Source organism: Lacipirellula parvula (assembly GCF_009177095.1).
GTDB classification, from domain to species: Bacteria; Planctomycetota; Planctomycetia; order Pirellulales; family Lacipirellulaceae; genus Lacipirellula; species Lacipirellula parvula.
On sequence record NZ_AP021861.1, the window covers coordinates 3305221 to 3317717 of the forward strand.

Annotated in this window: 13 protein-coding genes; all 13 read left to right on the forward strand. The window is 56.4% G+C overall.

The genetic code is table 11. The annotated features are described in order from the left end of the window. The first annotated feature begins 443 nt into the window (after positions 1 to 443). Positions 444 to 1481 (forward strand): hypothetical protein, encoded by a 1038-nt coding sequence (locus PLANPX_RS13015; protein WP_152099153.1) that lies wholly within the window; start codon positions 444 to 446, stop codon positions 1479 to 1481. Positions 1482 to 1579: 98 nt separating this feature from the next. Continuing rightward, positions 1580 to 2233: a response regulator transcription factor gene (locus tag PLANPX_RS13020; RefSeq protein WP_152099154.1), complete on the forward strand. Its 654-nt coding sequence runs from the start codon at positions 1580 to 1582 to the stop codon at positions 2231 to 2233. Positions 2234 to 2342: 109 nt separating this feature from the next. After that, positions 2343 to 3653 carry a sensor histidine kinase gene (locus PLANPX_RS13025; RefSeq protein WP_232536390.1) on the forward strand — a complete coding sequence of 437 codons (1311 nt, stop codon included), beginning with the start codon at positions 2343 to 2345 and terminating at the stop codon, positions 3651 to 3653. A gap of 52 nt (positions 3654 to 3705) precedes the next feature. Further along, the gene (locus PLANPX_RS13030; RefSeq protein ID WP_152099156.1) at positions 3706 to 4047 is read left to right on the forward strand and encodes a DMT family protein; all 342 of its coding nucleotides are present in this window, start codon (positions 3706 to 3708) and stop codon (positions 4045 to 4047) included. Positions 4048 to 4062: 15 nt separating this feature from the next. Continuing rightward, positions 4063 to 5349: an MFS transporter gene (locus tag PLANPX_RS13035; protein ID WP_152099157.1), complete on the forward strand. Its 1287-nt coding sequence runs from the start codon at positions 4063 to 4065 to the stop codon at positions 5347 to 5349. A gap of 209 nt (positions 5350 to 5558) precedes the next feature. Further along, the gene (locus PLANPX_RS13045; protein WP_152099158.1) at positions 5559 to 6209 is read left to right on the forward strand and encodes a cysteine hydrolase; all 651 of its coding nucleotides are present in this window, start codon (positions 5559 to 5561) and stop codon (positions 6207 to 6209) included. Positions 6210 to 6539: 330 nt separating this feature from the next. After that, on the forward strand, positions 6540 to 7427 hold the full coding sequence (locus PLANPX_RS13050) for a sensor histidine kinase (RefSeq protein ID WP_152099159.1): 888 nt from the start codon (positions 6540 to 6542) through the stop codon (positions 7425 to 7427). An 820-nt stretch (positions 7428 to 8247) separates the two neighbouring features. Continuing rightward, on the forward strand, positions 8248 to 8442 hold the full coding sequence (locus tag PLANPX_RS13055; RefSeq protein ID WP_152099160.1) for a cold-shock protein: 195 nt from the start codon (positions 8248 to 8250) through the stop codon (positions 8440 to 8442). Between the two features lie 564 nt (positions 8443 to 9006). Beyond that, positions 9007 to 9216, forward strand: a complete 210-nt coding sequence (locus tag PLANPX_RS13060; RefSeq protein WP_152099161.1) for a hypothetical protein — start codon at positions 9007 to 9009, stop codon at positions 9214 to 9216. A 194-nt stretch (positions 9217 to 9410) separates the two neighbouring features. After that, positions 9411 to 10304: a heme-binding protein gene (locus tag PLANPX_RS13065; RefSeq protein WP_152099162.1), complete on the forward strand. Its 894-nt coding sequence runs from the start codon at positions 9411 to 9413 to the stop codon at positions 10302 to 10304. A gap of 678 nt (positions 10305 to 10982) precedes the next feature. Beyond that, on the forward strand, positions 10983 to 11402 hold the full coding sequence (locus tag PLANPX_RS27340; protein ID WP_172992043.1) for an Hsp20/alpha crystallin family protein: 420 nt from the start codon (positions 10983 to 10985) through the stop codon (positions 11400 to 11402). A 112-nt stretch (positions 11403 to 11514) separates the two neighbouring features. Next, positions 11515 to 11928 (forward strand): hypothetical protein, encoded by a 414-nt coding sequence (locus tag PLANPX_RS13075; protein WP_152099164.1) that lies wholly within the window; start codon positions 11515 to 11517, stop codon positions 11926 to 11928. A gap of 52 nt (positions 11929 to 11980) precedes the next feature. Further along, positions 11981 to 12370 carry a hypothetical protein gene (locus tag PLANPX_RS13080; RefSeq protein ID WP_152099165.1) on the forward strand — a complete coding sequence of 130 codons (390 nt, stop codon included), beginning with the start codon at positions 11981 to 11983 and terminating at the stop codon, positions 12368 to 12370. The last annotated feature ends 127 nt before the right edge of the window (positions 12371 to 12497 follow it).

Below are 12497 nucleotides of genomic sequence, written 5' to 3' on the forward strand. Positions count from 1 at the left end.
TGCCGCTGCCAGATGCGATCTGGACACTGACCAGGATTCGACTGGAAATTGACCTGGGCAGCAGGAGCCTTTACCCCCAAGCGAAAACGAGTACGTGCCCGTAGGTCGCTTTCACCTGCGCACATTGGCAGGACGTCACCGAGCTAAGGCGAGTGCCCGATTTAGCAGGCTGCATGGACTTTTGGCCAATCACTTCGGATCGTAGACGATAAGTTGAATTCCCCAGCAGCCCTTTGCACAACTAACTGCCACTACGGAGTTTACTGGCCGCTGCAAAGGAATATGCCAACGAACTTATGCGAAGGCATCATGTCCCAGCCAGACGGCCGAATTCGCACTTTCAACAATTGGACTGTTCCAGTTAGGGCCACCCACGTCCGTCCGAACCCCCTGGACACATCGAGTTGACGACGTTTCCATCGGCGCGAAGGGAAGCGGCGAGCATGATGGTTCCGCCAATCAAGGAACACCGGTCGGCTAGCTCCCTCCGGATTTACGAATTGCGGCTCAATTCCGCATCTGCCGAGTGCATTGCGAGCATGCACTACCCATCGCTTCATCTTCTCTTAAGGTTCTCTTCCCGATACTGCTCAGGTCAGATGCCCAGGCAAGTTCGTTCCATCAAGACGGAACTGGTCATCTTCGAAGTGGAGAACAATGCGATGACGCGAAGTAACTGGATGCGAAGTATTGGGATTGGCGCGGTGGGCTTGGGAATTGCGTGCGCGGCACAAGTTTGGCGGGCATCGGCTGAGCCCGCGAGGGATTCCAGCTCTGAGGGTCGCGAGGCCAGCACAATCTCCGGAGTCATTGCCGAGTTCATCGAAAATGATCATGGGGACGTCGATGGTGTACGACTGGAGAACGGCAAGCAAGTTCACTTTCCGCCGCACATCGGTGGTGAGGTAACCGAAGTCATGAAGGTGGGAAACGAGATAGCCGTCCGCGGCCATGAAGAAACACTCCCGCGGGGTGAACGGGTCTTCGCTGCAGAAAACATCGCAGGGGGAGGCGTTTCGATTGATGTGGTTCCTCCGCGAGGGCCAGCGCCTCACGCTCGTCGGAACGAACCTCCGATGAGCGCCACGGGAATCGTGAGCGAAATTTCAGTCAACCCGCACGACGACGTCGACGGCTTCACCCTTGAAGACGGAACCATCGTCAAGTTTCCGCCCCGTCAGGGCTCTGCCCTCGCAGATCTAATTGAGATGGGATCCAAAGTGGAAGTGGCGGGCCGCCGCCACGAAACGCCGGATGGAGCCATCCACTTGCGCGCTGATCGAATCACCGCAACCGATTCAGGAAAGTCGGTACAACGGAGCGAACCTCGCGACCGGCCGCTCCCGCCGCCGCATCATGCGAAACCGCCTCACGCCGGTCCGAACGGCCATGAAGGCCCCAACGCCGGCCGTTTGCAGGAAGAAATTCTTCATGAGCTGCGCGAGATACGCCGGTTGCTCGAAGAGAAGTCGGCTCGCTAACGATGCGAGTACAATGAGCAAGCGAAGTGTCCTCTAAAGCGAAGCTCGTCGCCTTCCGCCGCACCAGCGGCGGCAGGCGTTAATATCTGAGGGTGTGAATGCGTCTGCTTGTAGTTGAAGACGATCCAGACTTGCGACGCCTCGTCGCCGAAGTCCTCCTCGAAGCCGAATATGCGGTGGACATCGCCGCCGATGGCGACGAAGGACTTCTCAAGGCCCAAGCTTGGGAATACGACGCCATAGTGCTGGATCTGATGCTCCCGAAGCGAGACGGCTGGAGCTTCATTGACGTGCTTCGACGCACGAAAGCGACGCCGGTCTTGATTCTGTCGGCTCGTGACGGATTATCTGATCGCGTCCAAGGCCTCGACCTTGGCGCTGACGATTACTTGACAAAACCTTTCGAACGGCTCGAACTGATTGCCCGCGTGCGGGCGTTGATTCGCCGTGCGGCTGGCCAGGCATCAGCGGTACAGAGCATCGGCGACATCACCCTCAACCTTCGCAGCCGGCTAGCGTCGCGTGGCGAGGAAATGCTTGATCTGACCGCCCGCGAATTCGCGTTACTGGAATATCTGGCAACGCACCGAGGCCGCGTCGTCAGTCGCACGGAACTCTACGATCATTTGTTCGACGAAACTGATGACAGCCTCTCGAACCTGCTCGACGTTCACGTTTCAAATTTGCGCAAGAAGTTAGGCCGGGACGTCATTCAAACTAGGCGGGGGCAGGGCTATGTCATCCCCGAATGAGTCACAAGCGACATGGGCGCGTCGCTCCCTGCGAACACAGTTGCTCATAGGCCAGCTGTCTTTACTCCTGCTGACGATACTCGGCTTCGGCGTCACCACGTATGCATTAATGCGCAGGGCCATCTACAACGAAGCCGAGTCTGATCTGTTGGGAGCCGCCCAGCTGATTGCTAAAGATAGCAGCGAAGCGAACCCAGGAACGGTGACTATCGACCGCGCGTATCGACACCGGTTCGGTCCCGCTCCGCGAGATCACGCCTACTTCGCCATTTGGAGTGCTCAAGGTGCGATCGTGGGCGCCAGCGATCCGCTTCCGCCGCACATCTCACGGCCAATTGATCTGCCGCCGGTCGATGGCCCGCGCCCCTTCTCGACCCGCGAGCACAAGGATGAGCTGGAAGTGATTATCCGCGGTCCAAATGCAACGCAGATTCTGGTCGGCCGACCGCTGGCGAAGGAGGGAGATCGGCTGCGAGCACTACTTCGCAATCTCTTAGCTGCTGGCGGCGTCGTCCTCGCGATCGGGGCCTTCGCAGCTTGGAGGCTCGCCAACCGTATCGTGCGGCCTATCGAGCAATTGACCGTGGCCGCGGAACAGATTTCGGCCACTCGGCTCGACCAGCGGCTCGAACTTCCGTTGGCTTCCTCAGAAATCCAACGCCTCGTCGAGGTGTTCAATCGTATGCTAAGCCACTTGCAGTCGTCATTCGAGCAGCAGGTACGCTTTACGGCGGACGCTTCTCACGAACTCCGGACCCCGGTCACGGTCATCCTGACGCAAGCGGACCACACACTGTCGCGACCTCGATCTAACGGCGAGTACGCGGAGGCTTTAGAAGCATGCCTTCGAGCCGCGCGGCGGATGAAACGATTGGTTGACGATCTGCTCCTGCTTGCTCGTGCGGACGCCGGACGCCTAGATGCTCCGCATGAATCGTGCGATCTTGCAGAAGTCGCACGCTCGACGCTGGAAATGCTGGAACCGCTCGCCCGTGAACGCGATGTGCGGATCGAATCGCAGTTGCAGCCCACGTTCATCGAGGGCGACGCTGCGCAGCTATCGCAGGTCGTCGCCAATCTCGTCACCAATGCGATCGATCATAGTGCTGCTGCTTCACAGGTGTTCGTTTCCGTCTACTCGCGTCGGCAACGCGCCTACCTTGTCGTCGCTGACGCTGGAGAGGGCGTTCCGGTTGAGTATCAGCCTCGGCTCTTCGAACGATTCTACCAGGGCGACAAATCACGCTCGCGTCAACTAGGACAGGGTGCTGGTCTGGGTTTAAGCATTGTCGCTGAGATTGTTTCCCTGCATCACGGCACAGTGGATTTGTCGTCCACTCCCGCGCGAGGAACGACGTTGACGGTAGAGCTGCCGCTCCGAGCAGTTGAGACCCCAGTTCCTACACCCAAGGCTGATTAACCAAGCACGCCACCGTAACAATACCGTTAAAACGTACAACGAGCCCACAGATATGCCGGTCGCACTTCAGACAATTGCTCTACTCATCATCTCGAACGTCTTCATGACATTCGCTTGGTATGGGCATCTCAAGTCGATGAATAATAAGGCATGGTACGTCGCCGCCATCGTCAGCTGGGGAGGGGCGCTTTTCGAGTATCTATTCCAAGTGCCGGCCAACCGCATTGGTCACACGACGATGAGCGTCGGGCAGTTAAAGATCGTGCAGGAAGTCATCACGCTATCCGTGTTCGTTCCGTTTGCCATGCTCTACATGAAGGAGCCTATCAAACTTGACTACGCATGGGCCGGGTTGTGCTTGTGCGGAGCCGTCTATTTCGTCTTCCGAAGCTAAGCGGGTTTACGACCGATGACGATTTCACCCGCCCAATCCAACGATCAGTTGGACGAGAACTCTGTCCCCGTGAGTCGGCAGAGCCGCTTCGCACTTGATGCGCTAACGTTCTTCCTCGCCGACGTGCAGGACGGCCTGGGACCGTACCTGGCGATCTATCTCACAAGCGTACGGCGATGGACTCCCTCGGACGTGGGAATCGCCATGGCTTCGGTGGTGATCGGTACGCTGCTTGCGCAATTACCCGCTGGAGCGTTCATTGACGTTACCCGTCGCAAACGCTTCGCAGTCTCGGTGGCTGCGGGCGTCGTCGCGACATGTTGCATCGTCATGATTAGCTGCCCTCAGTTGCCCGTGATCGTCATCGCTCAGACGCTCATCGGCGCAGCGGCGGCGATCCTTCCGCCAGCTGTCGCTGGCATCAGCCTTGGACTTGTGGGGCGACGGCGCTTCGCACGTCGAACCGGCCGGAACGAGGCGTTCAATCACGCGGGCAACGTTGCCGCTGCCATTCTCGCAGGTGCACTGGGAACTTACCTCGGGTATGCAACAATCTTTTATCTCGTCGCTGGAATGGCCGTGGCGAGCGGGATCTCCGCCATGTTGATTCGCGAAAGTGAAATTGATCACGAGCGGGCGCGCGAATCGGTGAGCCTACCGTCAGCTACGAGGGAATCGTTGATCTGGAATGGTCGTTTGCTTCGCTTTCTGGTGGCGATATTTCTGTTTCACTTCGCTAATGCGGCCATGCTTCCCCTTGTGGGACAGAAGGTATCCATCGGTCGAGACGATTCGGCCGCGGCGCTCATGTCCGCGTGCATTATCGCGGCCCAGATCGTCATGGTCCCCGTGGCCCTAGCCGCCGCATGGGGGGCAAATCGGTGGAGTCCGAAAGCAGTATTCGTCATTGCCTTTGCCGTCCTCCCGATTCGAGGGCTGCTCTACACCTACTCTGCGAATTCAACATTCTTGGTGACAGTGCAACTGCTGGATGGAATCGGCGCAGGCATTTACGGGGTCGTTGGAGTGCTAATGGTGGCAGATTTGGCGAAGGGGACGGGGCGGTTTAACACGGCACTAGCGGCAATGGCGCTTGTGGCTGGTCTTGGCTCGGCGTCTAGCAACGTCACCGCTGGCCTTATTGCCGATTCGCTCGGATACAACGCTGCCTTTATCTCGCTATCAATCGTTGCAGGATTAGGGCTCGTATGGTTCTACTTCGCAGTTCGGAATCCGTCTGATTTACTGGGTGGTAGCCACCTTGCATCGCAGTGCAGGGACCGTACTCAATCACTCGTATAGCTTGGAAAGATGCGTCGGTGTTCACGACCGAAGGTCGTAACTATGCACGCCGAGGTCATTTCACCGACGCCCTTCAGCAATTCACAGCCTAGTACGGTGAAATAAAGTGTGGCAGCACATGTAGAACTTTGCTCACATATGCAATTGGAGATAGGATGCGTATTGACCATCTGTAGAAATCAAGACGGTGCGCGGAGGTTTATCGTAATATGAATTGCAACCGGAATGACACTGCGCTCGTTGTAATCGATCCGCAAAACGACGTACTTAGCGAGAAGGGCATTTCATGGTCACTAGTCGGCGAGAGCGTCAAAGAAAATAACACGGTCGAGAATCTTGACCGACTCTTCATTACTGCCAAAGAACATAAATTCCCGGTCTTCATTTCGCCTCATTACCTGTTCCCATTCGACCAAGCCTGGCAGTTCGGCGGTCTAGTGGAACACTCAATGCTCGACGATCGGGAATTTTTTCGTCCGAGCGCCTTGACTGTCGAAGGCTTCGTCAACTCGGGGGCAGATTGGCTCGAGCGGTACAAGCCGTACATCGAGGACGGCGAAACGATTGTCGTTAGTCCGCATAAAGTCTGGGGTCCCCAAACCAACGACCTCGTCCTTCAACTTCGCAAACGGCGTATCAACAAGGTCATCCTCGCTGGTATGCTCGCGAATCTTTGCGTCGAAAGTCACCTTCGCGAGCTTCTAGAGCAGGGCTTCGAAGTCGCCGTGGTGAAAGACGCCACGGCAGCACCGCGTCATCCCACGATCGGCGATGGGTATCAGGCGGCAGTGATAAATTACGGATTCTTAGCAAACGCAGTGCTGACCACCGACGAAGCCGTTGAAATGATGGGAAGTTAACTTCAAGATCACTCGGCAACGCCGCACGCCGGGCCCATTCGCGTCTGTTGGGGAATGAGATAACGGCGCAAGTCTTGCTTAGTGATTCGGCCCGTGCGCGGGGCTAACTTATTCACATCTGATCGATCGACTCGGCAGGATGCTCCAAACACCCGACTTGCGTTTTTCTTCGCTAAATTCACTCCCAAGAATGCGTCTTCCTGATTTTATCCAGAGCAATATTGAACCCATCCTGACCGAGTGGGAAAACTTTGCGCGGTCGCTCGCACCCGGAGCGAAAATGGATGAACTTGCCCTTCGCGCCTGGGCGACGCGTCGTCTATTCACGGAGTGGGTCGAGTCGGCTCCGGTTTCGATCTCGATGAAGTCGTTTCAGAGTATAGGGCGCTTCGCGCCAGCGTGCTGCGACTCTGGCGTGATAGTGTCCCTGCGTCAGACCTGAACGACATAGACGACATCACTCGATTTGGTGAGTCGATCGATCAGTCGCTCGCCAAGGCCGTGTCGAGTTACGCTCACCGCGTTGATCAGTCTCGGCACATGTTCTTAGCTATTCTAGGCCACGATCTCCGCAATCCGCTGAACAGCATTAGCCTCTCAGCACAGGTTGCGTCAGCCCAGACTGGCGGCGATACCTATGCCACTCAAGCATTCAACCAGATCGAACGCAGCGTTGAGGCGATCGTACGGCTCGTCCGCGATCTGTTGGACTTCGCTGGAACGGGCCTTGGCGGACGAATGCCGCTAGTCATGGGGCCGGTGAACCTAGAGGCGCTGGCGCGGGAGGTTGTTGCCGAATTGCAGGCAGCTAATCCCAACCGAAGATCACACATTGATGCCCGCGGCGATGCGTCTTGTGCGTGTGACGGCGCCCGCATGCGCCAGGTTCTATCCAATCTTGTCGGTAATTCCCTTCAACATGGGGCCGAGGACACGCCCGTGGAACTTCGGCTACTCCCAGGGGAGTCGGATATCATATTGGCCGTGAGTAACCAAGGAAATCCCATTCCACCGGATATCCTGCCAACTATCTTTGATCCGCTGGTGCGTGACATTTCCATGGATGCGACGCGAGGACGCCGCGAAGGCAGCATCGGGCTCGGTCTCTTCATCGTTCACGAAATTATTACCTCGCACGGAGGCTCCGTCGACGTGTCATCCGACAAGTCCCGCACTGTCTTCACGATCCGCATGCCGCGCCAACTGCCCGAGCAGTAAAACCGATTGGCGAAGCTGTCGAGTGCGTAATTCGCTTAAGGTGCTCGCGGGCCCTTTACCTCGGCGAACTGTTGTCAAGAACGCTGCCTTGCCCCACCATTGATCGGTTTTGGTTTGGATAAAGCGAGAATCGAATTCCACGAGCCCGCGATTTCGGCGAGCGACGATCTAAGCGGTTAAGTTCCGACAGCCCTTGCAATAACGCCAAGTGAAGTTTCAACCCTTCGTCTAGCGTCAGATCGATCTCGATTGGCTTCGAACTCTCAACAGGGATCGAGGGCTTGATTTGATGTAAAAAAAAATGACACCGTAGCTCTGCAGCTTTTTCTCACGCAGTTTCGCCGATTTTACTTTCTTCTTTTTGGCCATGTGAAGCTCCGAATAAATGTAGGACGTGGTAAGGAACGGGCGGTTCAGCCCGCTCCAACCGAAATTTTACCGACTTTGAGTTCCGTCTGAGTTACTTCCCGTATAGCGATTTCATTTTTCTGACGCTGACGACGCCCCTGCACCGATAGAACCCTCGTGCTACAATAGGAGCACTAAGACAGCGAAGGCGTATGCGAGATGCTTTGCCGATGGCAGACGTTGAACAGTTCCTGAAGCTGCGAAACGTTTAAGTTGGCCCTTCTTCTTGTTGAACTCTGCCCTTCATCCTGACCGGCCTTATGCCAGTCTTCGGCGATGTTGACCCACCGTGTGGGTCAGATTGCTTTCTTACGCTGAGCGCCTGGCAACAGGCCTCTGGAGCCCACCCGATTGTAGTTGCACGGTGCGCGGGTGGTGCCGTCTGAGAGAACTGCGTGCAGGAGAATTTGACGTGTCGCAAGATACTATTAAGAAATTGACTGACAAAGGCTTTGGCTTCATTCAAGGCGACCGTGGAGATATATTCTTCCACTCGTCCTCGGTTGAAGGGGCTGGTTTCGACAGCCTCTATGAAGGCCAAGCCGTGCAATACAACGAAGGCATGGAGCCCAAGGGGAAGCGGGCTGAGAATGTCCGCGTGAGCTAATCACTCGACGCGCATTAACTAACGTGGTGTATTGAAACGCCGGAAAGCAGGGCCTGCTCTCCGGCGTTTGCCATTTCAGGACTTCAGGTGATGCGATCGCTTGTCACGCGAGCTGAGTCACAATCACCTCGTAGATCTCTTCTCGTCTACTTCGGCGCTGCGTAACGTCATACCTGTCCAAGGGATTGCGTCGCGAACGAACATTCCCTGCGTTCCGTGAGAGATGGCGAGAAACGTCCCGTGCCCGTCGTCGTAATGACGGGCCTCGACGGCATGGCCTGGCGCTGTGCGTCCGTCAGCGGCGAAGTACCACTGACCATCAATTTGCCAAGCGTAGACATCCGGCAGCCGATTAGATGAGGTCATGATTTTTTCACCCGCGACGAGTTGAAAAGACGCCTCGAATTCTCGGTGAATTTTTTTACCATTTCGGACTGCCGATTCAATCAGCGCCGGTGGAAATGAGCCTGACTTTTCGTTAATCTAGCGTCCCCATTTTCCTTCGAAATTGTTAGTTCCATCCGTAATTATCCCCAATGTTGTGGAGGCAATGGGAAGTTCACCATGACCGATCGTAATTCCGGCTCCAGCGCTGACGAAGTCTCGGTGCTGATCGCCATCGAAGCAAGAATTGACACAGCGATGGCCCACCTCATTCGCAAAAAGCAAACCGTCGCCGATGGGGACAGTGCTCAAGCTGCAGTCCTCGCTGAATTACGTGAGGTAAGGGCAGCGATCCGAATTTTGCGAGACCGACAACGTCGGTCTCGATAGTCCAGTTATCGACAATTCTAGAGATCTGGGATGCGCCCTACGGCGCACAGGTCGGCCAGCGCAGTAAGCTATGGTGCGGATGCCTCTCACTCAGGTGAATGCACGAACAACCACTAGCTGCAAAAATTCGCTCAGGGCGATAGCACAGCGCACGCAAGTTCTTTCACAGCGCCGAGTCCATCAACTCCGCTTACTTGCATCCGGTCAGAAACTTCATTCGAATACTCAGGACCCGCTCCGCGCCGCCTTTGGTAGAATTGAAAGGAAGTGCCATGCGCTACCTCCTCCTGATCGCTCTCCTCGCTGCAGGAAAAGCCGCCGCTGCCGACCCGGCATTCGAACGCCCCGCAGGGCCGGCCATGGAAGTTCTCGCCCTGCTGCAAAAGGTCACGCCAACCTCCTCCCGTGATGAGCTTCAGCAGACAGCCGCGAAGGGAGCGGCCATACTGACTCCGCAAAGCCCGGCCGCCGTCACTCTTACGGAAGTCGCGACCAGCGACCAGTCAGTCGATGAACTGCAGGCGAAGCTGGGGCAAGTGCGTGACGATCTTGCCTTCGAGCCGCTTCGCGAGGCCGAGCTTCCGGCCAATTTCCCCACTTACACGCCGCCCGGCGTTATCGAACTGAAAATCTATCCGAAGAACCGGCGCGCCGTCGCCAAAGAGTTCTTTCCTCTATTCGCCCATATCACCCGCAATAAAATTGCCATGACGGCCCCGGTGCGAATGGAATTCGACCGCAACGACGCTGGCGAGCTTCAGCAAGAGTCGATGGCTTTTTACTACGGCGATGCCGACAGCGGCGAGTTGGGTCCAGACGATAACGACAGCGACGTCAATACAATCGCCGACGACGGGCAATCAGTCGTCGCGCTCGGCCAGCGGGGACGATGGAATCGCAAGAAGGTCGCCCACGGCGAGCAGCTCCTACGCCAATGGCTTAAGGCAAATCCCAAATACGAAGCCGTCGAAGGAGTTGTCCTCATGGGCTACAACAGCCCGATGACTCCCACCGCCCGGCAATTCTTCGAAATCCAGCTTCCCGTCATTGAAGCCAGCGCCGAGAAAAGGCAACCGGGCGGGAACTAGTCGACCAGAAGCGTTACATCGTCATTCCGAATGCTGCAAAGAACATGTAAGCGTACTTAACTCGGCCAAGCCAAAACGCCTCTCTCTACCTCGCCGCGACTACGCTCAGCCTCAGCTTGCAAGCTTTGTCGCTGTAAATTAAATGCGGCACCGCGAAAACTCTGTCCGCGGATCTACTCACGCTAGCCGCAGCCGCTCAGGAAGTTCCCAACCGCACCTAACTAGTCGCTACGGAGCTTCGGGATCGTCTGGGACAACGTCGCGCGGGGGCATTGCCGTAACGTGCACCGCCGCCGCCATAATCACCGCACCATCGTTGCTCCGTAACGAAGCCCGTGCGTGTTTGATTCCGCATGTTGGACTGCAATGCGGCGAGACACTCCATCTGAAGATCGCTTCAAAGCTTTATAAGCAGGCTTCTCAGATGCAGTCAAAATGGCAGGACGCGAAGGGTGGAAGAAACAAAATTGCCATTTTGGCAACCCCTCCGTACCGGCTTCTGATACGACACTAGTCGCAACTATTTGGAGAATTACCACTTACGACACATCGTGGCGCAAAGGTCTCCTTCGGCATGCTCCTTGCCATCGCGTGCTTCTGACGGCTCGAAGCCAGTCAGAGATAGGGCAAGCCGTCAGTCGTACAAGCATCTCTAGATTTTCGACGGGAGGAATCGCCATGAATAGCGCTTTGGTCCGCAATCGTCTGCCCAACCATGTAGGTGAGTTTGGTTCGATGATGGAGCAGTTCCTGAGTGCTCACGCCGGATCAGGCATTCAGGCCTACTATGTCCCAGCGAGCATCTCTGAGGATTCTAATGCCTACCAGATTGAGCTCGATGTGCCGGGCGTAATGCGTGACGACGTCGAGTTAACGTTTGAGAAAGGGATGCTCCGCATCACCACAGAGCGCCGAGCACCGGATGAGAGCCGAAAAGGCTTGGTCGACGAACGTCGTTACGGACGGGTGACTCGTACCGTGACGCTGCCCGAAACGATTGATCCGGATTCGATCACAGCGGAGCTCAATAACGGGGTGCTACACGTTTCGGTTTCAAAGAAGCCTGAAGCGCAGCCTAAGCGGATTGAAGTTCGTTGATGCGACGCTGGCGCTGATCGCCGACATCGCGCATGGCTCGTTGAGTGAGGTTGCGCCATCGCAACCTCGCTCAACGGATCTGCAGTTTCTCAGTCTTGTGGAGTAAATCGCCATGAGTGCTGCGACTCTGAATCAATCGTCGCGCAAGTCCGATCTGTTGCGCCGGAGTTCAAATACCGAACGACTTCCGGCAAGTGGTACTGGCGAGCGTGGTAACGGCCCGCGCCAATCGAACGCTGCGGATAGCCCGCATACAAATCGTCGTGTATCTGCTCGTCCCAGGCCAATCGAATCTGCTAGCCGCAGCGACCAACTTAATCGGGAAGCGGTCCGATTCTCGTTGCCGCTGGTATTTTTGATCATTGGCTACGCAGTCGGATTCTTCCTGGCCTTAATCTCGCTGCTGGACCTCGCCCTCGGCATGCCTTTCTACAGAGCTAGTGCGCTGTATGACGCCGGCCTGTTTGTTGCCAGCGTCATCCTTCTCTACCTCAGTCACGATGCTAGGGACGGGGTGAGGGGATGAGGTCTATCTGACGAGGTGACGAGGTATTGACATTCTAACGCATAGCAAGCAAATGAGTGACGTAGCTCTATCCGACCCACTCGGCCTCGAACTCTTCTTGCAGCGGCCCGGGACTGACGACGCGAATCGTATTCCGACGACGCGAGGCGACGAGGGAGAACAGCTGTACCCGGAGCTCGATGCCGACGGAGATCATGTTCACTTTGAGATGGTGCCGATGGGCGGCGACTCGATGCTCTGGCTGACTATTCGGCGCGGCACTTCTCCCAAACAAGCAGTTAGCGCACTGCGTAAGATTGCCGATCTGATCGAGCGTCACGGCGACCGCATATTGAGGCTACTTCAGGGCGGGCAGGGTTCGTTTAGCGCGAGTGGCGAAGTGATCTCGGGGGCGTTGCGGCTGGAATATGATACCAACGGAGATCTAATCATCCCTGAGTAGCTTTGTGACGTGAGAGGAATAGGCAACAGCGATTGCATGTGCAGTGCGTCATCACGCGTTGACTCATTGCAACCACGCAGGAGCCTGCCATGGGAGTATCTTGTCGTATGCGTGCGCTATTCGTCGG